The sequence below is a fragment of the Leifsonia soli genome (assembly GCF_013408745.1).
Lineage (GTDB): Bacteria > Actinomycetota > Actinomycetes > Actinomycetales > Microbacteriaceae > Leifsonia > Leifsonia soli.
In genome coordinates, this window is the sequence record NZ_JACCBJ010000001.1 from 2,220,256 (window position 1) to 2,244,905 (window position 24,650).

At 71.5% G+C, this 24,650-nt stretch carries 19 protein-coding genes; 10 read left to right on the forward strand and 9 right to left on the reverse strand.

The genetic code is table 11. The features are described from left to right. Positions 1-53: 53 nt before the first annotated feature. Positions 54-476 (reverse strand): hypothetical protein, encoded by a 423-nt coding sequence (locus tag BJ963_RS10805; protein WP_231947024.1) that lies wholly within the window; start codon positions 474-476, stop codon positions 54-56. 166 nt (positions 477-642) lie between these two features. Here BJ963_RS10805 and BJ963_RS10810 point away from each other — a divergent pair, with 166 nt between their 5' ends. From BJ963_RS10810 to BJ963_RS10820, 3 genes are all read left to right on the forward strand, one after another. Then, positions 643-801, forward strand: coding sequence for a hypothetical protein (locus BJ963_RS10810; protein ID WP_172824165.1), 159 nt, complete (start codon positions 643-645; stop codon positions 799-801). 168 nt (positions 802-969) lie between these two features. Next, complete coding sequence (mgrA, locus tag BJ963_RS10815; protein ID WP_179456529.1) at positions 970-2,007, forward strand: L-glyceraldehyde 3-phosphate reductase; 1,038 nt, start codon at positions 970-972, stop codon at positions 2,005-2,007. Positions 2,008-2,310: 303 nt separating this feature from the next. Continuing rightward, positions 2,311-3,882: a glycosyltransferase family 39 protein gene (locus tag BJ963_RS10820; protein WP_179456531.1), complete on the forward strand. Its 1,572-nt coding sequence runs from the start codon at positions 2,311-2,313 to the stop codon at positions 3,880-3,882. A 69-nt stretch (positions 3,883-3,951) separates the two neighbouring features. Here BJ963_RS10820 and BJ963_RS10825 read toward each other — a convergent pair whose 3' ends face one another. Then, on the reverse strand, positions 3,952-4,671 hold the full coding sequence (locus tag BJ963_RS10825; protein WP_089908166.1) for an SOS response-associated peptidase: 720 nt from the start codon (positions 4,669-4,671) through the stop codon (positions 3,952-3,954). A 407-nt stretch (positions 4,672-5,078) separates the two neighbouring features. Here BJ963_RS10825 and BJ963_RS10830 point away from each other — a divergent pair, with 407 nt between their 5' ends. The 3 genes from BJ963_RS10830 to BJ963_RS10840 are packed head-to-tail and all read left to right on the forward strand — an operon-like array spanning position 5,079 to position 12,531. Continuing rightward, positions 5,079-6,596, forward strand: a complete 1,518-nt coding sequence (locus BJ963_RS10830; protein WP_179456533.1) for a sugar transferase — start codon at positions 5,079-5,081, stop codon at positions 6,594-6,596. Between the two features lie 59 nt (positions 6,597-6,655). Beyond that, positions 6,656-11,377 (forward strand): PKD domain-containing protein, encoded by a 4,722-nt coding sequence (locus tag BJ963_RS10835; RefSeq protein ID WP_179456535.1) that lies wholly within the window; start codon positions 6,656-6,658, stop codon positions 11,375-11,377. Continuing rightward, positions 11,374-12,531 (forward strand): glycosyltransferase, encoded by a 1,158-nt coding sequence (locus BJ963_RS10840; protein WP_179456537.1) that lies wholly within the window; start codon positions 11,374-11,376, stop codon positions 12,529-12,531. Before BJ963_RS10835 ends, BJ963_RS10840 begins: the two co-directional genes overlap by 4 nt. Positions 12,532-12,558: 27 nt before the next feature. On the opposite strand, the gene BJ963_RS10845 is transcribed toward BJ963_RS10840, so the two are convergent. The 6 genes from BJ963_RS10845 to BJ963_RS10870 form a co-directional block, all read right to left on the reverse strand. After that, positions 12,559-13,887, reverse strand: coding sequence for a hypothetical protein (locus tag BJ963_RS10845; protein WP_179456539.1), 1,329 nt, complete (start codon positions 13,885-13,887; stop codon positions 12,559-12,561). Between the two features lie 3 nt (positions 13,888-13,890). After that, positions 13,891-15,420 (reverse strand): tyrosine-protein kinase domain-containing protein, encoded by a 1,530-nt coding sequence (locus tag BJ963_RS10850; protein WP_179456541.1) that lies wholly within the window; start codon positions 15,418-15,420, stop codon positions 13,891-13,893. Between the two features lie 52 nt (positions 15,421-15,472). Then, positions 15,473-16,195 carry a hypothetical protein gene (locus BJ963_RS10855; RefSeq protein ID WP_179456543.1) on the reverse strand — a complete coding sequence of 241 codons (723 nt, stop codon included), beginning with the start codon at positions 16,193-16,195 and terminating at the stop codon, positions 15,473-15,475. Continuing rightward, positions 16,192-16,956, reverse strand: a complete 765-nt coding sequence (locus tag BJ963_RS10860) for a CDP-alcohol phosphatidyltransferase family protein (RefSeq protein ID WP_089908144.1) — start codon at positions 16,954-16,956, stop codon at positions 16,192-16,194. Before BJ963_RS10860 ends, BJ963_RS10855 begins: the two co-directional genes overlap by 4 nt. Next, positions 16,953-18,152, reverse strand: coding sequence for a DUF1972 domain-containing protein (locus BJ963_RS10865; RefSeq protein WP_179456545.1), 1,200 nt, complete (start codon positions 18,150-18,152; stop codon positions 16,953-16,955). The genes BJ963_RS10860 and BJ963_RS10865 overlap by 4 nt, the downstream gene beginning before the upstream one ends. Before the next feature lie 179 nt (positions 18,153-18,331). Then, positions 18,332-19,249 (reverse strand): glycosyltransferase family protein, encoded by a 918-nt coding sequence (locus BJ963_RS10870; RefSeq protein WP_179456547.1) that lies wholly within the window; start codon positions 19,247-19,249, stop codon positions 18,332-18,334. A gap of 101 nt (positions 19,250-19,350) precedes the next feature. Here BJ963_RS10870 and BJ963_RS10875 point away from each other — a divergent pair, with 101 nt between their 5' ends. Together BJ963_RS10875 and BJ963_RS10880 are read left to right on the forward strand one after the other, a co-directional pair. Beyond that, complete coding sequence (locus BJ963_RS10875) at positions 19,351-20,301, forward strand: glycosyltransferase family 2 protein (RefSeq protein WP_179456549.1); 951 nt, start codon at positions 19,351-19,353, stop codon at positions 20,299-20,301. Beyond that, on the forward strand, positions 20,298-21,011 hold the full coding sequence (locus tag BJ963_RS10880; protein WP_179456551.1) for a polysaccharide deacetylase family protein: 714 nt from the start codon (positions 20,298-20,300) through the stop codon (positions 21,009-21,011). Before BJ963_RS10875 ends, BJ963_RS10880 begins: the two co-directional genes overlap by 4 nt. On the opposite strand, the gene BJ963_RS10885 is transcribed toward BJ963_RS10880, so the two are convergent. Next, entirely contained in the window at positions 21,001-22,026 is a 1,026-nt protein-coding gene (locus tag BJ963_RS10885; RefSeq protein ID WP_179456553.1) for a glycosyltransferase, read from the reverse strand. The genes BJ963_RS10880 and BJ963_RS10885 overlap by 11 nt on opposite strands. 164 nt (positions 22,027-22,190) lie before the next feature. Here BJ963_RS10885 and BJ963_RS10890 point away from each other — a divergent pair, with 164 nt between their 5' ends. Beyond that, the gene (locus BJ963_RS10890; RefSeq protein WP_343037261.1) at positions 22,191-23,297 is read left to right on the forward strand and encodes a glycosyltransferase family 4 protein; all 1,107 of its coding nucleotides are present in this window, start codon (positions 22,191-22,193) and stop codon (positions 23,295-23,297) included. Continuing rightward, on the forward strand, positions 23,294-24,649 hold the full coding sequence (locus BJ963_RS10895) for a lipopolysaccharide biosynthesis protein (RefSeq protein ID WP_089908122.1): 1,356 nt from the start codon (positions 23,294-23,296) through the stop codon (positions 24,647-24,649). Before BJ963_RS10890 ends, BJ963_RS10895 begins: the two co-directional genes overlap by 4 nt. Position 24,650: the final 1 nt, after the last annotated feature.

The following is a 24,650-nucleotide window of genomic DNA, read 5'->3' on the forward strand; positions in this document are numbered from 1 at the left end:
GCCGCAGTATGGGCTCGGCCGGCGTCACCCGGCTAGGCAGTACCGCCGAGGCGTCAGGAGGCGAGGGCGACCTGGCGGAACCGGATGACCGACGAGTCGGCTCCGCGGTCCGCCCGGTCGTACGCGGCGCGGATCGGGTTCACCGTGCGCCCGTTCGGGAGCACCACGGCGAGCCCGGCGTCCTCGCGGACTCCCCGGCGCGGCGCGGCGGTACTCCACCGGCCGCCGTCGGTGCGGACCAGGATCTCGCCGATCAGGCAGCCCAGGCTCTGCAGCGTGAACTCGTCGCCCACGAACCCGTCGTCGGTGCGGAGATCGGTGAACAGCCGCTCGACGTAGACCAGGTCTTCCGGGACGTACGTGACGGTGTGGCCGTAGATGTCACGGATGCCGCCCGCCATCGCCCCCGCGAGCAACGAGCCGACGGCGGGGTCGGGCCGCCGCCGGCGCGTCGCTTCACGAGGGAACCGGAACATGCCGCCAACGGTAGACCTCCGCTCCACGGCGTTGCGCGCCCCAATACGAGTGGCCCGTGTTCGTGGGGCGCGGTCTGATGCGCCGACTCATGCCACAGGCCGGCTCCCGCCGCAAGGCCCGCGGCTCGTCATTGACGGGACGGCCGGACGGGAGTCAGATGTGGGCATGATAGCTCTCATCATCATCCTGCTCGTGGTCTGGGCGATCCTCGCCATCCTCGGGTTCGCCATCAAGGGCCTCATCTGGCTGGCGATCCTCGGACTCGTCCTCTTCGTGATCACCGCCATCATCGGATGGATCCGGCGAGGTGCGAGCCGAACCTGATCCCGGCCCCCGACCGCGAAGCGGCGGCCGTGTCCCTCCGGGCACGGCCGCCGCTTCCGTCTCACCCGAGGGCGCCGGGGGCGCAGGGCCGATCGAGCAGCGCCACCGATGGATCCGATCCGTCCGGGATGTTGGACAGCACCGGCCCGCGTCGGCGACCCTGGACGCATGGCCTACGTTGCGAACCCCTCCCGCTATGACGACATGATCTACCGCCGCACCGGACGCAGCGGGCTCGACCTGCCCGCCCTCTCGCTCGGGCTCTGGCACAACTTCGGAGACGACCGGCCCTTCGAGACCCAGCGCGCCATCGTCCGCCGCGCCTTCGACCTCGGCATCACGCACTTCGACCTGGCGAACAACTACGGACCGCCCTACGGCGCGGCCGAGATCAACTTCGGCCGCATCCTCGCCGAAGACCTCCGGCCGTACCGCGACGAGATCGTCGTGTCGAGCAAGGCCGGCTGGGACATGTGGCCCGGCCCGTACGGCCAGGGCGGCGGCAGCCGGAAGTACGTCCTGGCGAGCCTCGACCAGTCGCTGCAGCGCCTCGGCCTCGACTACGTCGACATCTTCTACTCGCACCGGCCCGACCCCTCCACCCCTCTGGAGGAGACCATGCAGGCGCTCGACACGGCCGTCCGCTCGGGCAAGGCGCTCTACGTCGGCATCTCGTCCTACGGACCGGACGAGACCCGCCGCGCTGCCGAGATCCTGCGCGACCTCGGGACGCCGCTGCTCATCCACCAGCCGTCGTACTCGATGCTGAACCGCTGGATCGAGACCGAGGGCCTGCTCGACACGGTCGAAGACCTCGGCGTCGGCGTCATCGGATTCACCGCACTGGCGCAGGGGATGCTGACCGGCAAATACCTCGACGGCGTCCCGGAGGGGTCGCGCGCGAGCGCAGGGACCTCGTTCGACGCCGACTGGCTCACCGACGAGGCGGTCGCGCGCTTGCGGGCGCTCAACGCCATCGCGGAGCGACGCGGGCAGACCCTCGCGCAGCTCGCGCTGGCCTGGGCGCTGCGCGACGAGCGCGTGACGTCGCTGGTCATCGGCGCCAGCCGCGTCGAGCAGCTGGAGCAGAACGTCGCGGCCCTCGACAACCTCGAGTTCACGCCGGAGGAGCTCGCGGAGATCGACGAGCACGCCACCGACACCGGCGTCGATCTGTGGGCGGGCGCGCGCCGCGGCGAGGTCTGAGCGGCGACGCGACTACCACCGCTTCGCGCGGTCGTCATCCCCTGCCCGTCGGCGTCAGGGCGGCCTAGCGTCGGCCGCGAGCACGCTGGATGTGACGACGGCGCCCCCGTGGCGCCCGAGTGTTCCCGGCGTGTGTGGGGCGGACCCCGGGCGCCCGGCGTGAGCTGCTGGAACGCCCGGGGTCCGGTGACCCCGCTCGGCCGGGCGGTGCCGCTTTGAGTTTCCGAAGTGCTCGCCCGGGGTTCGCCCAGCGTTGTCTGATTGGCTGGGCGTGTACTCACCCGGCGATCAGAAGCTGTGTCCATGACTGTCCTCGTCGAACCGGATCTCCGTGCCGGCCGGCCGCTGCGCGCGGTGCGGCCGTGGACGATCGCGGTCGCCGCCGGGCTCGTCGCGACCATCCTCTGCGCCGCGTTCAGCTGGGTGCCGTCCCTCTGGGGCGACGAGGCGGCGACCCTGCTCTCGGCGAAGCGGCCGCTCGGCAGCCTGTTCGGGATGCTCCTGCACGTCGACGCGGTGCACGGCGTCTACTACCTGTTCATGCACGGCTGGATCCGGCTGGCGGGCGAGAGCGCCTTCGCGCTCCGGCTGCCGAGCGCGCTCGCGGTCGGCGCCGCGGTCGCGGCGGTCACGCTGCTCGCCGGCCGTCGCGGCGGAGCACGGGCTGCGCTGGTCGCCGGCGTCGTCGCCTGCGTTCTCCCCCGGCTGACGTACGCCGGGGAGGAAGCGCGCTCGTATGCGTTCACGGCGGCCGCCGCCGCGTGGCTCACGCTCCTGCTGGTGTGGCTGATCGACGGGGGCGGCCGCCGGCTCGCGCCGGGGGCGCGGCGCGTCGCCTGGCTGCTGTACGGGGCCGGAACGGCGCTCGCGGCCTACCTCTTCCTGTACTCGCTGACGCTGCTCGTCGCCCACGCCGCCATCCTGCTGTTCTCCCGGGCGCCCCGGGCGACACTGCGCCGGTGGGCCGTCTCCGCCGGCGCTGCGGTGCTCTCCGTCGCGCCGCTTGCGGTCCTCGCCTACCTCGAGCGCGGTCAGATCGCCTACCTCAGCAGCGCCCCGGAGGAGGCATCCACCTGGTACTTCTTCCTCTGGTTCGGGATGCCGTGGGTAGCCGTCCTCGCGTGGCCGCTGATCGGTGTGGCCCTCTGGCCCGCCTGGCGCACCTGGCGGCTCCGCGCATCCGGCGCTGCTCCGCCGATGCCGCCGGGCCCCCGCGCGGTCTCGACCCGGCTCGTCGGCGCCGCCTGGCTGTTCCTGCCGACCGGCGCGATGCTGCTGGTGAACCTGGTGCAGCCGATGTACACCGGCCGCTACTCGACCTTCGCCGCGCCCGCGGCGGCTCTGCTGGTGGCCGAGGGCATCCTGGTGCTCGGCCGGACGCTCGGGGGCGACGTGCGGCGAACGGTCGCGGTGACGGCCGCTGCCACGATCGCGTTCGCCGCCGCGTGTGCGCCGGTGTACGCGCTGCAGCGCGGTCCGTACGCCAAGAACGACAGCGACTGGGCGGAGGTCAGCGCGGCGATGGCCGCCAACGCCGGGCGCGGCGACGCCGTGGTGTTCGACGAGTCGGCCAAGCCGTCGCAGCGCCCCCGGCTGGCGATGCGCACCTACCCGGACGGCTTCCGCGGGCTGAAGGATGTGACCATCCACGTGCCGTACAGCCGCAACACCTGGTGGGCGGACCGCGCATACTCGGTCGACCAGGCGGCGCAACGCGGCCGGTTCGACGGCGTCGAGCGGGTGTGGCTGATCGAGCTGGACGTCGATGGCGCGGAGGACACCTGGGGCCTGGGCGAGCTCCAGTCGCTCGGCTTCGCCGAGACCGGGCGCCGGATCGAGACGCACCGGAGCGCGATCATCGAGCTGACCCGCTGAGTCGCTTCGCGGCTCGACCGGGGGCAGCTTGCGCCGGAGGGCCAGTTCGCGCCGGATGGTCGATCGCCGTCAGGCCGCGTCCACCGGCCGGATGAGCTGGGGGCCGTCGTCGGAGGTCTTGAAGGGAGCAACCTGGTCGAAGCGCAGAGTCTCGGCCTCGGCGACGCCCGCGCGGACCGCCTCGTCGACGAGCGCCTGGTCTCCGACGATCGACGGGTCGATCCAGTGCTGCCACATCTCCTCGGGCAGGATGACGGGGTTGCGGTCGTGGATGTCGGCGAGCGTCTGCACGGCGTCCGACGTCAGGATGGTCGCCGTCAGCACCCAGCGGTCGGGGTCGTCGTCGGCTTTGCTGTGGTCGCGCCACCACGAGTACAGCCCGGCGAACCCCATCAGCCGGCCCTCGGGGTAGCGGATGAAGAACGGCGTCTTACTGCCCTTCGGTCCCTGCCACTCGTAGTAGCCCCGCGCCAGGACGATCGCGCGGTGCGATTGCACGGGCTTCTTCCAGGTCGACTTCTCGGCGATCTCCTCCGCCCGGGCGTTGAAGGTCGGGAACTTCAGCTTGAGCGTGTCCGACCATGAGGGCACCAGCGACCAGTGCGCGCGCTCGAACCGCAGCTCCCGGGTCTTCGGGGAATCGATGAGCACCGGGATGTCGTCGGTCGGCGCGATGTTGTAGTCCGCCTCCCAGTTCGCCGTCCACTCCTCTGGCCGGCGCCCCGTCGCCTCGACGAACTCGGTGATCTCGGCGTTGACTCTGTCGTCCATCGCGAACCTGCCGCACATGCCGCCAGCATAGGCGCGACGACCGACAGACGCCCCCCGGGAGGATGTTCGCGGACTGAAGTTGAGGAATTTTCACCCCCAAAAGCGGGTGACGCGAAGCTGGGAAAACGATGTATTCTCACTTTTGTGGATAGGTGAGGAACAGTCACTTAACGGTAGCCGAACTCCGATCGTCCACACCACCCGAAGATGCACCAACCCGACCCGCAGGTGACAAACGTGTACCCGATTTCGCCACGCCGAGCGCTTCCCGCACTCAACCCCATCCGAACGGGGAGCGCTCGGCGCGCGCGATTCCACGACCGTCACCCCCTGAGCGGAGTCGGCGGCGGTGAAGCCGTTCGAGACCACGGTTTCCCCCCAGCCGCCGTCGGCTCCCCGGTGGGCCGCCTCGTGGGGGCGCAGGCATGACTGTCATCCGCCCGCGCCTCCACGCCCCGGTCGCCCCGACCGCGCTGCATGGACTGAGCACCGAGCGCACCTGGGCCCGCCTCTACCGGTACCGCCTGCTCGCGACCGACACGGCCATCATCCTCGCCGCGACGATCGGCGCGGTCTTCGTGCGCTTCGGCTTCGACGACGCGGCGGCCCCGGCGGCGGTGTTCCACATCGACTACCTGTACCTGTCGCTGATCATCGCGACGACCTGGCTGTTCACGCTGTCCGTCTACCACACGCGGGATGCGCGCGTCGTCGGCCTCGGCGTCTCGGAGTACCGCCGCGTCGTCTCGGCGACCGCGACGACCTTCGGCCTGCTGGCCATCCTCTTCCTCGTCGCCAAGGTCGACATCGCGCGCGGCTACTTCGTCGTCGCGCTGCCCGCCGGGCTCGCCGGCGTCCTCTTCTCGCGCTGGCTGTGGCGCCACTGGCTCATCCGGCAGCGCATCTTCGACCACTACCTCTCGCGCGCCCTGGTCGTCGGGCGCTTCGACGACGTCGACTACGTCGTCCGTCAGATCCACCAGAAGTCGGGAGCGGCCTACAACGTCGTGGGTGCCGCTCTCGACACAGGAAAGCGCAAGGGGGCGAAGAAGGACGCAGAGATGCGGCGCCGGATCGCCGGCCCCGAGCGCGAGGTACCGATCGTCTCCGACCTGTCGGGGGTCGCAGACGCTGCGGCGCGGCTGGGCGCGGACACGGTGATCGTGGCCGGCCGCGCCCTCAGCAGCGGGGACTTCGTCCGCAAGCTGGCGTGGAAGCTGGAGGGCACGGCGACCGAGCTGGTGCTCGCCTCGCCGCTCACCGATGTCGCGGGTCCGCGCATCCACTTCCGCCCCGTCGAGGGGCTACCGCTCATCCACGTGGAGATCCCGCAGTTCGAGGGCGGCAAGCACGTGCTCAAGCGCGCCTTCGACTTCTTCGTCTCCGGGATCGCGCTGCTGCTGCTCTCCCCCCTCTTCCTGGCGATCGCCGTGCTGGTGAAGCTCGACGACAACGGTCCGGTCGTGTTCGCGCAGGAGCGCGTCGGCCGCAACGGCGAGCGCTTCACGATGTACAAGTTCCGGTCCATGGTCGTCGATGCGGAGGCGCGCCTCGCCGCCCTGCAGGAGAAGAACGACGGCAACGGCCTGCTGTTCAAGCTGAAGCACGACCCCCGGGTGACCCGCGTCGGCCACTACCTGCGCAAGTTCTCGCTCGACGAGCTCCCGCAGCTGGTCAACGTCTTCCTCGGCGACATGAGCCTGGTGGGCCCACGTCCGCCGCTGCCCTCCGAAGTCGAGGGCTACGAGAACCACGTCCACCGCCGCCTCTACATCAAGCCGGGACTCACCGGGATGTGGCAGGTGAACGGTCGATCCGATCTCTCCTGGGAGGAGAGCGTCCGTCTGGACCTCTACTACGTGGAGAACTGGTCGCTGACCGGCGACCTCGTCATCATGTGGCGCACCGTGAAGGTGCTCACACATCCCGTCGGAGCGTACTGATGCGCCCCGATGCCCAACCTCCTCGCTCCCTCCCCCGACCGAAAGACACCGAGGTTGTCATGAGCACAACACACCGCCCACGCTCTCGCTCACTGGGCATCCTGACCGCCGTCCTCACGGCGATCGGCCTGGTCTTCGGCGGCCTCGCCATCGCGCAGCCCGCCGCAGCGGACACGGCGCCGCCCGACCCGACGAACCCGGCGACGCCGGTCACGGTCAGCGATGACGTGCTCCCGGCGCCGCAGATCAACGGCGTCGTGTGGGCGCAGACGGTCGTGGGCAACACGGTGTACGTCGCGGGCAAGTTCACCACCGCCCGTCCGGCAGGGTCGCCGGCCGGGACGAACGAGGTGGCACGCAACAACATCCTCGCCTACGACATCACCACCGGCGCGCTGCTCCCGTTCGCGCCGAACCTGAACGCGCAGGCGCTGGGCATCACCGCATCGCCCGACGGCAGCCGCATCTACGTGGTGGGCGACTTCACGTCCATCGACGGCAAGGGCTACTACCGCCTGGCCGCGTTCTCGACCGCGACGAACACGATCATCAGCTCGTTCCGCCCGATCATGGAGTCGCAGACGCGCGCCGTCGCGGCATCCAACACGGTCGTCTACACCGGCGGCGACGCCTCCACGATCAACGGCGTCGCCCGCGCGTACGTCGGAGCGGTCAGCGCCGCCGACGGCTCGACCCTCAACTGGCAGGCCAACGCCGACGCCCCGGTGGATGCGCTGACGCTGACCAAGGACGGCTCCAAGCTCATCGTCGGCGGCCGCTTCCAGAACATCGGTGGCGTCGCGAACTACGGCCTCGCCGCGGTGGACGCCAGCACGGCCGCCATCCTCCCCTTCGCCGCGAACCAGACGGTCCGCAACGCGGGCACGCAGGCCAGCATCACAGCCCTCTACGCCACCAGCGACCGCATCTACGGCTCCGGCTACGTCTTCGGCCAGGGCGGCAACCTCGAGGGCAGCTTCTCTGCCGACCCGGACACCGGGTCGATCAACTGGGTCGAGGACTGCCACGGCGACACGTACTCCATCTACCCGCAGGGCGACAACGGACCGCTGTACGTCGCCGGCCACCCGCACTACTGCGGCAACATCGGCGGCTTCCCGCAGACCAGCCCGCAGTGGACGTTCTACAACTCGATCGCGTTCAGCAAGGCCGCGACCGGCACGATCACGGCCGACCCGTACGGCTACTACAACTGGGCAGGCACGCCGTCCCCGTCGCTGCTCGACTGGTTCCCGAAGTGGACCGTCGGCACCTTCACCGGGCAGAGCCAGGCCACCTGGAGCGTCTCGGGCAACAGCAAGTACGTCGTCTACGGCGGCGAGTTCCCGACCGTGAACGGCATCGCGCAGCAGGGTCTCGCCCGTTTCGCCGTCCCGTCGGCCGCACCGAACAAGGTCGGCCCGCAGGGCATCCCGCTCACGCCGACGGCCGCCTCGTTCAACGCCGGCCAGGTGCGCGTCAGCTTCGCCGCCACCTACGACATGGACAACGGCTACCTGACGTACAAGGTCTACCGCGACGCGGGGACGACGCCCGTCTACCAGACGACCGTGCGCTCGAACTTCTACACGCGACCGCTGATCGGCTTCACGGACACCGGCCTCACCCCCGGCAGCCATCCGATCTACCACGTCAGGGTCTACGACCCGTTCGGCAACACCACATCGCGTGACACGAACGCCGTGACCGTCGCGGCCACCAGCTCCGGCGGACCCTACGCCGACGCGGTGACCCAGGCCGGGGCGTCCGCCTACTGGCCGATGGACGAGGCGGGCGGCACGACCGCCCTCGACCACATCGGGTACACCGACCTCACGGAGACCGGCGTGACCCAGGGAGCGGCCGGGCCGATCTCGGGCGTCACCGCGGCGACCTTCGACGGCAGCACCGGGTTCGCCGTCACGCCGACCGCGATCGCCGGACCGGACACGTTCACCGTCTCGGCCTGGTTCCGCACCACCAGCACCAGGGGCGGCAAGATCATCGGCTTCGGCAACGCGAACACCGGCACATCCGGGAGCTACGACCGGCACGTCTACATGGACAACTCCGGCCGCATCATCTACGGCGTGTACACCGGCGCGACGCAGACGCTGAGCTCGGGCACCGGCTACAACGACGGTCAGTGGCACCAGGTCACCGCGTCGCTCGGCGCGAACGGCATGCGCCTGTACCTGGACGGCCGTCCCGCCGGCGCTCGCACCGACGTCACCGCCGGCCAGGCCTACACGGGCTACTGGCGGATCGGCGGAGACAGCCTGAGCGGCTGGCCGAACCAGCCGGCGAGCAACTTCTTCGGCGGTGACATCGGACAGGTGTCGCTCTTCCCGACCGTGCTCGACAAGACCACCGTCACCAACCAGTACATCGCCTCCGGCCGGCCGTCGCCGCTGACGCCCGCCCCCGCGGACGCCTACGGCCAGGCCGTCTACAACGCATCGCCGGACATCTTCTGGCGGCTCGAGGAGACCAGCGGCAGCACCGCCGCCGGCTCCGACCCGTACGGCACCACCGGCGCATACTCCGGAACCGCGACGACGAAGAACCAGACCGGCGTGCTGCCCGGCACCACCGACAAGGCGGTGAAGTTCAACACGAACAACTCCGGCTCGACCGGCGGTCTCGTCACCAGCAACACGCAGATCAGCAACCCCACCACCTACACCGAGGAGATCTGGTTCAAGACCAGCACCACCAAGGGCGGGAAGCTGATCGGGTTCGGAGACGCCAAGACCGGACTGTCGAGCAACTACGACCGACACGTCTACATGCAGAACGACGGACGGATCGTGTTCGGCACCTGGACCGGGCAGGCGAACACCATCACCTCCCCCACTCCGCTGAACAACAACCAGTGGCACCAGGCGGTCGCCTCGCAGGGCGCCGACGGCATGAAGCTGTACGTCGACGGCCAGCTCGTCGGCACCAACCCGCAGACGGGCGCGCAGGCCTACAACGGCTACTGGCGCATCGGCGGCGACAACACCTGGGGTTCCGCCGGCCCGTACTTCAACGGGACGCTGGACGAGGCCGCGGTCTACGGCTCGGTCCTCTCGGATCAGGATGTGGCCAACCACTACAGCCTGGCCACGACGGGCACCCTCCCGAACCAGACGCCGGTCGCCTCGTTCACCCAGAGCACCTCGGTGCTGACGGTGAACGTGGATGCGTCGGCGTCGTCCGACCCGGACGGCACCATCGCCTCCTACGCCTGGGACTTCGGAGACGGCTCGACCGGCACGGGAGCGACCGCGTCGCACACCTACAACGGCACCGGCGTCTACGCCGTGACGCTCACGGTGACGGACAACCAGGGCGCGACGAACGCGACGACGCAGAACGTGGGCGTCACCGCACCGCCGCCGAACCAGCCCCCGGTGGCCGCGTTCACCTCGAACGCGACCTTCCTGGACGCCTCGTTCGACGCATCCGGATCGTCCGACCCGGACGGCACCATCGCCTCCTACGCGTGGGACTTCGGAGACGGAGCGACGGGGACCGGCGCGACCGCGACCCACAGCTACGCCGCCGCGGGCACCTTCACGGTGAAGCTGACGGTGACGGACGACAAGGGAACGCCGACGAGCGTCCTGCACGACATCACCGTGCAGGCTCCGCCGCCGAACCAGCCGCCCGCGGCCGCGTTCACCTCGTCGGTGACCAACCTGTCGGCAGCGTTCGACGGTTCGGGCTCGACCGACGCGGACGGCACCATCGCCTCCTACGCCTGGGACTTCGGAGACGGAGCGACCGGCACCGGCGCGACCACAACCCACGCCTACGCCGCGGCCGGCACGTTCACCGTGACGCTGACCGTGACGGACGACAAGGGCGCGACCGACCAGGTCCAGCACCAGGTCACCACGACCGTCCCGCCGAACCAGCTGCCGACCGCCTCCTTCACGGCGACGGTCAGCAACCTGCAGGTCGCGGTCAACGGCAGCGCATCGGCCGACCCGGACGGCACCATCGCCTCGTACGCCTGGGCGTACGGTGACGGCGCCACCGGGAGCGGAGCCAGCGACGGCCACACCTACGCGGCCGCCGGGACCTACACGATCACGCTCACGGTGACGGACAACCGGGGAGGGACCGCCACGGCCACCAAGACCGTGACGGCCACCGCACCGGCACCCAACGCGATCGCTCAGGACGGCTTCGAGCGGACGACGGCCAACGGCTGGGGCACCGCCGACATCGGCGGCGCGTGGACCCTCTCGGGCGGCGCGACCAGCTTCAACACCGCCAACGGTGTCGGCCAGCAGGTCGCAGGGGCCGGGCTCACCAAGACGGCGACCCTGAACTCGGTCACCTCGACCCGGTCGGATGTCACGGTCACCATCTCCGCCGACAAGGCGGCGACCGGCGGCGGCATCTACTACTCCGCGATCGGCCGCATGGTCGGATCGGCGGACTACGAGGGCCGCGTCTGGGTGAAGTCGGGAGGCGCGGTGCAGCTCCAGCTGCTGCAGGGCTCCACCACCCTCCAGGCCGCCAACATCTCCGGGCTGACCGCTCTCGCGGGCGACCAGCTCAAGGTGCGGGTCCAGGTGTTCGGCACATCGCCGACCACCATCCGCGCCAAGGTGTGGTCCGCGACCGGCACGGAACCCGCGAACTGGATGCTCAGCGCCACCGACACGACCGCCGCCCTCCAGGTGGCCGGCACGACCGGGCTGCGCACCTACATCTCGGGCACCGCGAGCGACATCCCCGTCACCACCCGGTTCGACAACTTCGCGGTGGTTCCGGTCCCGTGAGCGGAGCGGGCAGAGCTCGCCGCACCATCCTCGTGGCGCACCCCGGTTCGGAGCTGTACGGCTCCGACCGGGTGCTCCTCGAGTCCGTGAGCGGGCTGGTCGACGACGGCTGGGACGTCATCGTGGCGATCCCTGGGGACGGCCCCCTCGTCACCGAGCTGCGACGGCGGGGCGCGCGGGTGGAGCTGTGCGCCTCGCCCGTCCTCCGCAAGAGTGTCCTCCGGCCCCGCGGCTTCCTTCGGTTCGCCGCCACCACGGCCCGCGGCATCCGGGCCGGCTCGGCTCTGCTGCGCCGTGAGCGGCCGGCGGCCGTCTATGTGAACACGGTGACCATCCCGCTGTGGATCGGGCTCGCCCGGCTGGCCCGCGTGCCGGTCGTCGCGCACGTCCACGAGGGCGAGGCCACCGCGTCCCGTCTCGTGAAGCGCGTGCTCTCGGCTCCCCTGCTGCTGGCGGAGAGCGTCATCGCGAACAGCCGTTTCAGTGTCGGCGTGCTCGAGAGCGCATTTCCGGCCCTCGGCCGCCGCACCCACATCGTGTACAACGCCGTTCCGGGCCCGGAGACCCGCAGCCCGGCGCGTCCGGAGCTCGACGGCGACCTTCGGGTGACCTACATCGGCCGGCTCTCGCCGCGCAAGGGCGTCGACGTCGCCATCGACGCGATCGCCGAACTCGACGCCCGCGGGATCCCCGCCCGGCTCGATCTCGTCGGCGCCGTCTTCCCCGGCTACGAGTGGTACGAACGCGACCTGCGCGACAAGGTCGAGGCGAAGCGCCTGCAGTCGCGCGTCTCCTTCCGGGGCTTCCAGCCCTCCGTCTGGGACTTCCTGAGCACCGGCGACGTCGTCCTGGTGCCGTCGGTCGCCGACGAGCCGTTCGGCAACACGGCCGTCGAGGGCATCCTCAGCGGCCGGCCGGTCATCGCCAGCGCCACCAGCGGGCTGCTGGAGGCCACGGACGGCTACCGCACCACGGTCACCGTCGAGCCGGGCGACGCGACCTCCCTGGCCGATGCGCTCGAGCGCACCATCGCGGAGTGGGACGCTGCGGCGCCGCTCCTCGACGACGACGCCGAGACCGCGCGGCGCAAGCACAGCCCGGAGTCGTACCGCCGGCGCATCGCGGAGCTCGTCCGGGCCGTCGCGCGGCGCTGACGGTTCAGCCGCCGCGCCGGTCCCGGCTCAGCGGCGTCCTGCGGCGAGCTCATCCCGCGACGCATCCCGCTGCGGCACGCGCGCGGGAAGCCCGAGGACGAGCGGACGGCTGGCGTCCGGCGCGAGCTGCGTCGTCGCCGCGAGGCCCGCGACGAACCAGACGAAGATCGAGTACTGAGTGATCAGGGCGACCGTCGCGAAGGCCGGGATCTGCGCGACGAGCGCGATCGTCGCTGGCGACGCCTTCCCGCGGAGGACCAGCAGGATGCCGAAGGCGAGCGCGACCGCGATCGCGATGAGCACGATGATCCCGTTCGTCAGCCCCGTCAGGATGAGCTGGCTGTCGATCGACCGGAAGTTGCCGAAGTAGAGGGAGCCGGCCGAGTTCTTCTGCGCGGAGCCCGCCACGCCCACCAGGTTCATCGTCCCGAACAGGGAGACGAGATCGCCGCGGTAGTCGGCGCTATTGGACGCCTCCGACCCCGCGTCGTCGAACACGGCGGAGACCAGGGGGAAGACAACGGCGGAGGCCAGGACGACGGCCGTCGTGATGGCGATGCGCGCGCGGCGCGAGATCGCATCCCGCATGAAGAGGACGGAGAGGGCGACGCCGAGCAGGGCGCAGATCATCCCGATCCGGCTGAACGTGAAGACGGTGGCGACGAGCATGGTGAGCACCATCAGACCGCGCAGCCACAGGCGGAACGGTGCTGCCAGCGTGATCGGGACGGCCATGGCGAGGCTCGCGCCCAGAGCGATGCTGTGCCCGAACGCGCCCTCCGCCCGCGGCACGCCCCCGCGCTCCTGGATGGTTCCCCAGATCGAGTAGAGCGAGTTGCCCGACTTGATCAGCACGAAGGGGTTCCAGTGCGTCACCCCTTCGACGATCGCGAGGACGGCGACGATGGTGAAGCACACCGCGATGGCGCCGTGGACCCACGCCGGGTCGACGCGGAGCGGTGCGATGCGGCCGACCACGTAGCCCGCGACGAAGTACGTGACGACGATGATCGCGGCGCCGAGGGCGATGCCCGCGTTCCCCGCCAGGATGGACGTGAGCGCCGCCACCACGACGAGGGTCATCAGCGCGTCCATCCAGCTGAGCCGGAACCGGCGTACCGGGAGCAGCGCCGCGACGACCAGGAGCGCCGCCGCCGTGGCGGGCGGCAGGTAGTAGTTGCCGTTGAAGCCGATGCCGAAGCCCAGCCAGATCGGCACGAAGCACAGCACGACGATCCAGGAGGCGACCGCCAGGCGCGGTGCACGGCGCAGCACCAGGAAGCCCAGCACGGCGACACCGAGCGCGACCGCCAGCAGGAGCAGCCGGTCGACGAGCGCGCCGCTGAGGAAGCCCATGGGTCAGGAGGCGCTGTGACTGCGCGCCGCGTCGGATGCGGACTCGGCGTCCGCTGCGTTCTGAGCCGCTGCGTTCTGAGCCGCTCCGCCCTTCGACGGCCGCTTCGTCGAGCCTGCCCCCGCGTCCGTGTCCGTGCCCGCCTCAGCCGCGGCCCCGGCTCCGCGGCGGCCGGGGAGAGCCAGGCGGCGCGCCGGCTGCTCCGCCATGTAGTACGCGTTGCGCTCCTTGCCCGACGCGACGCGGTTGAGCACGATGCCGAGCACGGCTGCTCCCGACTTCTGCAGCGAGTCGACCGTCTGCGCGAGCTGCTGCTTGCGCACCCGGGTGCGGTCGACGACGACCAGCGCGCCGTCCACCTGGCGCGCGAGGATGGAGGCGTCGGCGACCGAGCCGAGCGGCGCGGTGTCGATGACGATCACGTCGTACCGGACGCGCAGGCGCTCCAGCAGATCGCTCATCGCCCGCGACGAGAGCAGCTCGCTCGGGTTCGGCGGGATGGGGCCGGCGGCCAGCACATCCAGATCGCCTGCGCCCCAGCGCTGCACGACGTCCTCGAAGTCGGCGCGTCCGGCGAGGACGGACGTCAGTCCGGCGTTCCCCGACAGCGAGGTGTACGCGGCGATGGCGGGACGACGCAGGTCGGCGTCGATCAGCAGCACGCGCTGGCCGGTCTCGGAGAGCGCGAGCGCCAGGTTGGAGGAGATCAGGGACTTGCCCTCGGCCGGGATCGACGAGGTGATCACGAACGACCGCGTCGGCGAGCCGAGCGTGACGAACTCGAGGTTCGACCGCAGCTGGCGATAGGCCTCCGCCGCGTTGGAGAGCGGCGCCGACACGAGCACGGGGACGCCGTCCTTGTTCCGCTCGCGCTGGATCGATCCGACGAGGGGGGCCTTCGCGACCTCGGTCGCGGTCTCCGCGTTGTGGACGCCGGTGTCGAAAGTGGCGCGCAGCACGACGATCAGCGCTCCGGCGATGAGCCCGAGCAGCAGACCGGAGAGCACGTTGAGCCGGGTGTTCGGCGAAGAGGCGAACTTCGGGACGGCGGCGTGCTCGATCACGCGGACGGACACCGTCGCCGCGCCCTGCGCGGTCTTCGGTGCTATCTGCTCGACCGTGCTCGACAGGCTGGACGCCACCGCGTTCGCGATGTCCGCCGCCTGACGCGGGCTGGTGTCCGTCACGGCGAGCTCGAGGATGACCGTGTTCTGCGGCGTGCTCACCGAGATGGAATCGGCCAGCTGGCTCGGCGTGATGGCCAGGTCGAGCTGGTCGATCACGGGCGTGAGCACGACGGGCGACTCGGCGAGCTGCGCGAACGACAGCATCTGGTTCTGCGTGTACGTGGACCCCTGGCTGAGGTCGTTGGCGGACCCGCCGAAGTTCAGCGAGAAGTACAGCCCCGAGGTCGCGGTGTAGCTCTTGACCGCCAGCTGCGACAGGCCGAAGCCCAGCAGCGCTCCCGCGATCGTCGCGATGACGACGACGTACCAGAAGCGCCGGAACGCCTGCGCGTACTGCTTGGAGCTCATCGATTCTCCCCCTCGGTCGCCCGGTGCTCGATCCCCCGGCCCTCCGCCGGCCTCACTGGAACACCACGAGCTGGGCGCCCGCCTGGTCGCTGAGGGTCACGGTGACCGCTCCCTCCTCGTCCGCCGGAACCGTGAAGACGTACACCGCCGTCGCGGATGCTCCGGGCTGGAGCGATCCGGTGAACGGCTTGGCGGCGGTGTCGCCCGCGACCGGCGCCGCGGGCGTCGCACCCGAACCGTAGTAGGCATTGACGGTCGCCGTCGAGAGGGGGAATGCCCCGCCGGTCCCGTTGGTCAGCCGCAGCGTCACCTTGACGGCCGGTCCGCTGACCTCGCCGGGGCGGGTGGCGGTCGCCGTGTAGGACTCGACGGAGACCACGTTCGCGGTCAGACCCGACGGCGTCTTCACATCCTGCTTGACCTCGGCCGTCTGGGCGACGACCCCGCCGAAGCGCGCATCCATCTCGCCGGGCTTGGCAGGGGAGGCGGTCGCCGGCGCCCCCGTCGGTGCGTCAGAGGGCGCTGGAGTGGACGTCGCAGCATCGGTGGGCCGCGGCAGCTGCGTCGCCGCCGGCTTGAGGGCGTTCGCCACCGGGCCGCCCGGGGGACGGGCGAAGGAGTACACCGAGGCGATCACGATCGCGGCCACGATGGCGAGGCCGCCGACCGCGGCGAGAGCGACCAGCGCGATGCGCTTGCGCGTCCACCGGCCCCTCTTCTCCTGCGACGGCTCGTCCGGGGTGGGCAGCGGGGTGGTGGTGTCGTCCGACGTCATGGCCGGCCTCCTTCGGAACGGAGCTCGCGGAACCAGGTGACGGCTGCGGCGAACAGGAAGAGCGTCGTCGCGAGGACGATGAGTGTGTAGAGCACGAGGAAGCCCGGGAGCCAGCCCAGCAGGACGAACGAGAGGCAGAGCACCCCGTAGTCCATCGGGAGGACCAGCACCGCGCGCAGCCAGGACGGGCGGCCGGGCGCGTCGGCGGCCAGGGAGACCCGTCCGTGCTGGCGGCGCAGCTGCTCGGTGAGGATCATGCCGAAGAACAGGACGGAGGAGATCACCGCCGAGACGAGGGGGACGACGAGCCAGGCGACCGGTACCGCGTCGTGCAGGTAGAGCCCGAGACCGAGTGCCAGCGGCATGCTGACGACCTTCGTGGCGTCCACCATGTGGTCGAGCCACTCGCCGGCCGGGCTGCTGCGCCCGGTCAGCCGGGACAGCTGGCCGTCCGCGCTGTCGAAGGCGTAGCCGATGAGGAGCATGAGCGCGACACCGATGCCCAGCAGCCAGGACGGCGGGAACACGACCAGCAGGATGAGGGCCGCGAACGTCCACGCGGCGCTGATCGCCGTGACACCGTTCGGGGTGAGCCCGGCCCGGTAGGCCCACGCCGTCAGGTACCGGCCGAGCCGGCGGTTGACGAAGCGGGAGTAAGCGGGCGCGCTGCGGGCGGCCGGCTTCTGCGCGGCGGCGAGCCGGCGGAGGACCGACCCGTACGTCTCGCGTGCGGCCGTGCCGTCCAGCGTTCCGCCGGTCACGACTCGACCGCCTTGCCGGTGAGGCGCGGGGCGGAGCCGACGCGCTGCGCGGTGAGAGGCCGCCTCGCGCGCACCTGCACGCCGTCGGCGAGGTCGCGGCAGAGCAGTTCGTACTTGTCGGCGACGTCGTCCCAGTCGTAGCCGGCCGCGCGGGCGCGGGTGGCCGCGCGGCGGGCGGGATGCCCGGCCGGGTCGGCCTCCGCCGCCTCGACGACGCCGGCGACATCCGCCTCTGTGGTGAAGTAGGCGCCGCTGTCGCCGAGCACCTCGCGGTTGAAGACGACGTCGTAGGCGAGGGTGGGCGCTCCGGCGCCGATCGCTCGGAGGAGCGAGGGGTTCGTCCCGCCGACGGAGTGCCCGTGCAGGTAGCTGAAGGCGTTGGCGTAGAGCTGGTCGAGGAGGCGCTGGTCCCAGACCCCGCCGAGGAAGCGCACCCGGTCGTCCGCGAGGTCGTGGACGCGGGCGGTGTAAGCGTCGGCGTACGGCGCGGAGCCGACGACGATGAGCGGGAGGCGGGCGCCGCTCCGGCGGTATCCGTCGACGATCGTATGGACGTGGTTCTCCGGCTCGAAGCGGGCGACCAGGAGGTGATACCCCTGCGGCTGCAGACCGAGCCCCGCCAGCAGATCGGATTCCTCGGCGACCCGCGGTGCGCCGTAGGCGATCAGCCGGGTCGGCGCGTGGAACTCCTCGCGGTAGTAGTCCGCGATCCCCTGCGCGTCGGCGATGAGCCCGTCGGACCAGCGGACGGCCGCCGATTCGGCGAGCCGGTAGTAGCGGCGGCCGGTCCCCTTCCACTTGTCGCGCTTCCACTCCAGGCCGTCGACGTGGGTGGCGACCGGGATGCGCGCCGCGCGGATCAGCGGCAGGTACGGCGAATTGGCCGCGTTGAAGACCAGGGCGACGTCCGTTCGGTGGCGGAGCAGGTGGGCGACGGACAGGCCCGTGTGGCTCAGTGTCTCGAGCGAGCGGCGGTGCATCGCGCCCTTGTGGACGAGCTCCATCCTGCGGTACTCGGCGGGGCGCTCGCCATCGCCCGGGCGGCAGTAGACGACGACACGGTGGCCGCGCTCGGCCAGGCGCGATCCGACCTCTTCGACGGCGGTCTCGAAGCCGCCGTACCGGGCGGGAACGCCGCGCGTTCCGACCATGGCGATGCTGAGCGGATCCCCTGATCGCCTCGCCTTGCTGTGCATCGGCTTCTCTCGTTCTCGTCGGTCGGTACGGACGAACCCGACGACGGAAGCGATGGCCGTGACGGGCGGGCGAGAATCCGCGTATCTCGGTCTTCGGAGTGCACCAGGGTCGGGTCTCTGTTGCCCTCACAGTCTATGACGAGAAATCCTCAATTGTTGCTCCCCTGTTCGGGGGACTTTCACCGGGAGCGTGTACCCCGAGAGGCCCGCAGACCGTCGCGCACCCCGCGGAACGCCGCCGCGAGCGGGGCCGGAGACCGCAGGAACTGACGCCGTCCGCCCTGCAGCAGCACCTCGTAGGCGATCGGGATGCTGGCCCGCCGCCAGCGCTTCACCGACGCCGCGTCGAGGTTGCGCGCCGCGAACACGAGACGGTTCCGGATGTTGAAGTAGTAGTAGGTCGCCGACTTCGCCTCGCCGCTCGCCGCATGCCCGTCGCCCTGCGTCCCGCCTTCGGCGTGCACCGCGGTCGCCGCATCCACGACCTCGACCCGGCCGCCGGCGCGACGCGCCCGGAAGGACAGCTCCACATCCTCCCAGTACAGGAAGTACCCGTCGCCGAACCCGCCGATCCGCCGCCACAGCTCGGCGGTGACGAGCAGACAGGCCCCACTGAGCCACTGCTCCGCGTCGCGGACGCCGAGACGCTCGCGGTTGCGGGTCGCCGTGATCCTGCCGTCGCCGAGGTGCAGGTCGGAGCCGTCGAACCACACCGATCCGTCGGGCCGGAGCACGCGCGGCGCCAGCAGCACCAGCGGGTCGTCGCCGGCCGCGGCGAGCAGCGCGGACACGTCCGCCGGCTCCATCGTGGCGTCCGGGTTGAGCAGCAGCAGCCGCGTCGCCCCCGCGGCGATGGCGCGCTCCGCAGCGAGGTTCATGCCGAGCCCGAAGCCCAGGTTCTCCGCCGGTTCGAGCAGCTCCCAGCCCTCGGCGGCGGAGAGCCGGCGCATCGCCGCGCGCTCCGCGTCGGTCGTGCGGTTGTCGACGACGAACGTCCGTGCGCCGTCCAGCCTCCTGGTCAGCGGAGCGAGGTTGTCGGCGAGCAGTCCGGAGGAACCGTAGCCGACGACGATCACCGCGAGCCCGTCGAACGACATCCCGCTCCCCTCCTGCCGGCCGCCCCCTCCGGGCGCTGGCGTGAAGCCTATACCTGTGTGAGCATGGTGACTCCGCCACCCGATCCGAGGACCAGAACGCGATGACCGACCAGCGCCTCCCCGTGACCATCGCCGTTCCGACGTTCCACCGGCCCGAGGAGCTGCGCGTCCTGCTGCCGCTGCTGAAGGCGCAGGCCGAGGATCTGGATGCCGCGGGTGCGACGAGAACCGACGTCCTGGTGGTCGACAACGACGCCGGGGCGAGCGGTCGCGCGGCGGCCGAGGAGGCCGGCGTCCGCTACGTCGTCGAGCCGCAGCCCGGCATCGCGGCCGCGCGCAACCGGGCGCTCGACGAGAGCGCCGGTTCGCGGCTACTCGCCTTCATCGACGACGACGAGCATCCCCACGCCGGCTGGCTGCGCGAGCTCGTGCGGGTGTGGCGGATCTCGGAGCCCGCCCTCGTCTCCGGCCGGGTGGTCGCGGAGTTCGAGCGGCCGCCGGGGCGGTGGATCGAGGAGGGCCGGTTCTTCGTGCGGCGGTCCCTGCCGACCGGCACGCCGCTCCAGGTCGCCGCAGCGGGCAACCTCCTGCTCGACCTCGACCAGGTGCGCGAGAGCGGCGTGCGGTTCGCGCTCGACCTCGGCCTGAGCGGCGGGGAGGACACGCTGTTCAGCCGCCGCCTCGCCCGTGCCGGTTACCGGATGGTGTGGTGCAACGAGTCCGTGATCACCGATCTCGTGCCCGCCGCGCGGATCAGCCGCCGGTGGGTGCTCCGACGCGCGTGGAGTCACGGGAACTCGACAGCGGTCGTCAGCGTCCGCCTGGCCGGGGGCCGGGCAGGTCGCGCGGTCGCGCGCATCCGCGCCGTCGTCGGCGGCGCCGCGCGCGTCGTCCTCGGGGTGGCGAGGACGGCACTGGGACTTCTCCTCCGGTCGCCCGGCCACCAGGCGCGCGGCTCACGGGCCGCCTACCGGGGTGCCGGAATGGTGTGGGCGGCGTTCGGCGGCGTCTACCAGGAGTACGCGCGGACCGCCGACGGGGCCGAGAAGTGAGCGTCCGCGACGCGCTGGTCGCCGCCGTCCGCCGCGCCGGGGCTCCGGTCGGATCCGTCATGCGCGTCCGCACCGAGGAGCCGGTGGTCATCGCGACGTTCGACGACGGTCCGTCGTTCCGCACGGCGACCGTACTGAGCGCGCTCGCGGACGCGGGGGCGACGGCGACGTTCTTCGTGCTGCTCAGCCGCACGCGCCGCGATCCCGGCCTGCTCGACGACATCCTGGCCGCCGGCCACGAGCTCGCCCTGCACGGTCCCGATCACCGGCGGCTGACGACGCTCCCGCCGGACTCGCTCGCGGGGCGGATGCGCGACGCGCGCTCCGAGCTGGAGGACCTCGCCGGCCGCCGCATCCGCTGGTTCCGGCCGCCGTACGGCGCGCAGAGCCTGCGCTCCTGGCGCGCGGTGAGGGCGGCGGGCATGGAGCCGGTGCTGTGGGGGCCGACCCTCGCGGACTGGCGCGACGCCCCGCACGACGAACGGCTGCGCCTGGCGCTCTCCGCCGAGCGCGGCGCCATCGTCCTCGGCCACGACGGGCATGCGGACGCCGTCGACGGCGTCGACGACGGACCGGCCCCCACGGTCGACCACCGCACGCTCCTCTCCGAGGTGGCGGCGGGCTATGCGGCGCGCGGCCTGCGCCTCACCTCGCTCGGATCGGCTGCGGCGAACGGCCGGCTGGTGCGGGAGGCGCGGTTCAGGAGCTGACCGCGCGGCCGCGCCGGAGCAGGCCGATCGCCCGACGGTACGCGGTGGCGTGCTGCGGCCCCGCATCCGCCCAGGAGCGCGCGCTCAGGTCGGGCCGCCCCTCGACCTCGCGGGCGTGCTCGGCGGCCTCCCGGATCACCTCGGGCGTCAGGTCCGCGTACCGGCTCACCCACGCCGGGCCCACCTCCTCGGCGAGCGCCGCGGTCGTCGCGTTGTCGGGCACCAGCACCGGGCGATCCAGCGAGAGCGCGGTGAGCACCCCTCCCGAGTTGTGCATGTCGCGGTAGGGCAGCACGATCAGCTCGCTGCGTCCGACCAGGTCGGCCAGCTCGGAGTCCTGCAGGAAGCTGAGCTGCACCCGCACCCGCTCGTCACGGTCGGCCAGCGCGCGGATCGTCTCGGCGAGCTCCTCGGTGGACGGCTTGCCCGCGACGGTCAGCCGCAGGTCGTCGCCCGGCACGCGGGAGAACACCTCCAGCAGCTGCTCGACCCCCTTGTAGCGGCGGATCAGCCCGAAGTACCCCAGCCGTCCGGGCTCGCGCTCCGGCCGCGGGTAGCGGCCGAACCACTCCCGGTAGTCGCCGTGCAGGATCGTCTCGTACGCCGTGCCGTCCGGGAACCGCGTCGTGGGGTTGAGGCGGATGCGCAGCGTCGTCCGCCGGTCGAACCAGCGCAGGATGGCGCGCTCGCGCCGCGAGATGCCCTCCGGGAGGTGGAGGTTGTGGACGGTCCGCACGATCGGGGTGCGGGTGACCCGGAGCTTCAGGAGGAGCACGACCGTGAGGCCCTGCCGGACGAGCGCCTTCGCCGGACTCTGGCCCGCGACGAGGATCTCGGGCCAGTGGGCGTGGAACACGTCGTACCGGCCGAGCAGCGCGCGCCGCCACGAGAACGTGCGCACCTCGAGGCCCGGGGTCGCCGTGAGCGCATCGCGCAGCATCACGATGTACGGGTTGGTGGTGGGCCGGGGGTCCGGGAAGGACTGCTGGACGACGATTCGCTCGGGCTCGGTCATGGTGCGATCCACCCTAGGGGCCGTTCCACGGTCGGAGCCAGCGCCGACCCCCAAGACTGGGTGCATTTTTGAGAATATCTCGTTATTTGGCCTGCGCCTGTCTAGACTCGCTCAGCAGAGGCCCGACACCCGACACGAGGGCCCGACCAGACCCGGAGCTGCCCGTGGCCAGCGAAGCGCCAACTCTTCACCACCAGCACGTCCGCCTGTACGACCAGGTGCGCAGCGTGCACCTGGAGCGCGCCCACGAACTCGACCCCGCCGCGATCGTCTACCGGGTCAAGCGCTACGACTTCGACCCGCAGCTCGCCTCGGGCATCGAGCTCGCGCAGGCCGGCAGCCTCGCTGCGGCGCGGATGGCGCTCCGCAGCAGGATCACGCGGGTGGAGGTCGACGAGCCGCTGTACCTCGACTCCCTCCCCCGGACCGCCGCCGTGCTCGCCGCCCTCGGCCTCAAGCGTCTGTTCGGAGCGCCCCGCGCCGAGGTCGCGACCTACGCGATCGAGAACCTCGACCCCTTCGCCAGCCGGCCGCCCCGGATGCGCAGCCGCCTCCGCCGCGCCCTCGAACGCGTGCTCAGCGGCTACGTCTGGCACCGGCTCGACACCGTCGTGTACGGGACGCCCGGCGCCCGCGACCTCTACGGCGAGACCTTCGCGCGGCGCCCGCGCCGCCAGCTGACGGTCGAGGCCCTCCCGAGCCCGTGCCGCTGCGATGCCGGGCGCACGATCCAGCGCGATCCCGATGGTGTCGTCTTCCTCGGCGCGTTCTCCCCCCGCAAGGGCTTCGGCGACGTGCTCGCCGCCTGGCCGGCCATCTGCTCCCGACGCCCGCAGGCGACGCTCACGCTGATCGGGTCGGGCGGGATGCTCGACCAGGCGCGCGCCGCGGCCGAGGCCGACCCGTCCATCCGGCTCCTCGTCGATCCCCCCAGGGACGTCATCCACACCGAGCTGCTGCGCGCGCACGTGCTCGTGCTGCCGTCGCGGCGGGTCGGGGGCTGGCGCGAGCAGATCGGCCTTCCCCTGCTGGAGGCGCTCGCCCACGGCTGCGAGGTCGTCACCACCTCGGAGACCGGAATCGCCGAGTTCCTCATCGACGCCGGCCACCTCGTGCTCCCCGGCGACGCCGACGCGGCACGGATCGCCGACGGCGTGGATGCCGCACTCGCCCGCCGCCGCACGGCCGCCGACATCCGCTCCGCCCTCCCGGCCGTCGACGGCCGCATCGCCGCCGGCCGAGCTCTCTTCGAGGAGCGGACCCCGGCATGACGGCCCTGAGACCGCAGAGGACCGGGATGGTGCGGGCCGTCGGGTCGACGGCCGTCATCAAGGTCGTCGTGATGGGGATCTCCGGGCTCATCGGCATCGTCAACAGCCGGCTCATCATCCAGAACTTCGGCACGGACGCCTATGCCCAGTACGGCTTGCTCGCTGCGTTGCCCGCTCTGCTCCCGTTCGCCGACCTCGGTATCGCCGCCGTCGTGATCAACGCGGTCGCCGGGTCCGACAAGCCCGCCTCGGACCGCCTGGTCCGCAGCACGATCGTGACGGCGTTCCGCATCCTGCTCTGCTCGGCCGCCGCGATCGTCGGCGTCGGACTCGTGATCTCGCTGCTCGGCTGGTGGCCGGCCATCCTCGGCGGAGCGCTGCTGCCCGACGGTGGGAGCCTCGCCGCCTTCCTGTGCCTCGGCACCTTCGCGCTCGTGCTGCCGCTCACGGTCGGTTCGCGCGTGCTGGTCGGACTCGGCCGCACCAGCACCCAGACCGCCAGTCAGGCCGTCGTGGCGCCCGCGATGTTCCTCGGCCTCGCGACGCTGGTCGCCCTGTCGGCGCCGGCCGGCAGCTTCCTCGCCGTGCTCTCCTACATCGCCAACGGCCTCGCCTCGCTGATCTGCCTGATCGTCGCGGCGCGTCTGATCCGCCCGCAGATCGGGAAGGCACTGCGCGAGGTCCCGTTCCCGCGGCGCTACCCGGGCGTGCCCGCGATGGGCGTCGCCTGGCCGATGCTCGTGCAGATGGTCGCCCTCCCCATCGCCATGCAGACCGACCGCCTGCTGCTCAGCCACCTGACGACAGGCACCGAGCTGGCGCAGTACAACCTCGCCTCCCAGCTGTTCGGGCTGGTGGTGCAGACCATCGCGGCCGCCGGCGTCGCCCTCTGGCCGATCTACGCGAAGGCCCGCTCCGAGTCGCGCATCGAGTCGCCGATGAAGCCGACCCTGTGGTTCCTCGCCGGCGGCCTCGGCCTCGGCCTCGTGCTCGCCGCGCTCTCGCCGCTGCTCACCCACTTCATCGCGGGCGACCGGTTCACCCTCGACCCCTGGCTGGTCGGCGGGTTCGTGGTCTTCGTCGCCCTGCAGGCGGCCAAGTACCCCGCCGGGATGTACATGACCGACAAGCGCGGCCTCACGTTCCAGGTGTGGCCGATCCTCGCCAGCGTCCCCCTCAACCTCGTGCTCTCCTGGTGGCTGATCGGCGTGATCGGAGCGGGCGGCCCGATCGTCGGCTCGGCGATCAGCGTCGCCGTCTGCCAGGTGCTGCCCAACCTCTGGTACGTCACCCACGACCTCGGCCGCCGCCGGGCTGAGGTGCCCGGCGACGGCCGAGAGGACGTGCTCTAGA

What these genes read in the sequence shown, in the direction of transcription:
- BJ963_RS10805 (WP_231947024.1), bottom strand. Translation starts at nt 476, where the DNA reads ATGTTCCGGTTCCCTCGTGAAGCGACGCGCCGGCGGCGGCCCGACCCC.
- BJ963_RS10810 (WP_172824165.1), top strand. Translation starts at nt 643, where the DNA reads ATGATAGCTCTCATCATCATCCTGCTCGTGGTCTGGGCGATCCTCGCC.
- mgrA (WP_179456529.1), top strand. Translation starts at nt 970, where the DNA reads ATGGCCTACGTTGCGAACCCCTCCCGCTATGACGACATGATCTACCGC.
- BJ963_RS10820 (WP_179456531.1), top strand. Translation starts at nt 2,311, where the DNA reads ATGACTGTCCTCGTCGAACCGGATCTCCGTGCCGGCCGGCCGCTGCGC.
- BJ963_RS10825 (WP_089908166.1), bottom strand. Translation starts at nt 4,671, where the DNA reads ATGTGCGGCAGGTTCGCGATGGACGACAGAGTCAACGCCGAGATCACC.
- BJ963_RS10830 (WP_179456533.1), top strand. Translation starts at nt 5,079, where the DNA reads ATGACTGTCATCCGCCCGCGCCTCCACGCCCCGGTCGCCCCGACCGCG.
- BJ963_RS10835 (WP_179456535.1), top strand. Translation starts at nt 6,656, where the DNA reads ATGAGCACAACACACCGCCCACGCTCTCGCTCACTGGGCATCCTGACC.
- BJ963_RS10845 (WP_179456539.1), bottom strand. Translation starts at nt 13,887, where the DNA reads ATGGGCTTCCTCAGCGGCGCGCTCGTCGACCGGCTGCTCCTGCTGGCG.
- BJ963_RS10850 (WP_179456541.1), bottom strand. Translation starts at nt 15,420, where the DNA reads ATGAGCTCCAAGCAGTACGCGCAGGCGTTCCGGCGCTTCTGGTACGTC.
- BJ963_RS10855 (WP_179456543.1), bottom strand. Translation starts at nt 16,195, where the DNA reads ATGACGTCGGACGACACCACCACCCCGCTGCCCACCCCGGACGAGCCG.
- BJ963_RS10865 (WP_179456545.1), bottom strand. Translation starts at nt 18,152, where the DNA reads ATGCACAGCAAGGCGAGGCGATCAGGGGATCCGCTCAGCATCGCCATG.
- BJ963_RS10870 (WP_179456547.1), bottom strand. Translation starts at nt 19,249, where the DNA reads ATGTCGTTCGACGGGCTCGCGGTGATCGTCGTCGGCTACGGTTCCTCC.
- BJ963_RS10875 (WP_179456549.1), top strand. Translation starts at nt 19,351, where the DNA reads ATGACCGACCAGCGCCTCCCCGTGACCATCGCCGTTCCGACGTTCCAC.
- BJ963_RS10885 (WP_179456553.1), bottom strand. Translation starts at nt 22,026, where the DNA reads ATGACCGAGCCCGAGCGAATCGTCGTCCAGCAGTCCTTCCCGGACCCC.
- BJ963_RS10895 (WP_089908122.1), top strand. Translation starts at nt 23,294, where the DNA reads ATGACGGCCCTGAGACCGCAGAGGACCGGGATGGTGCGGGCCGTCGGG.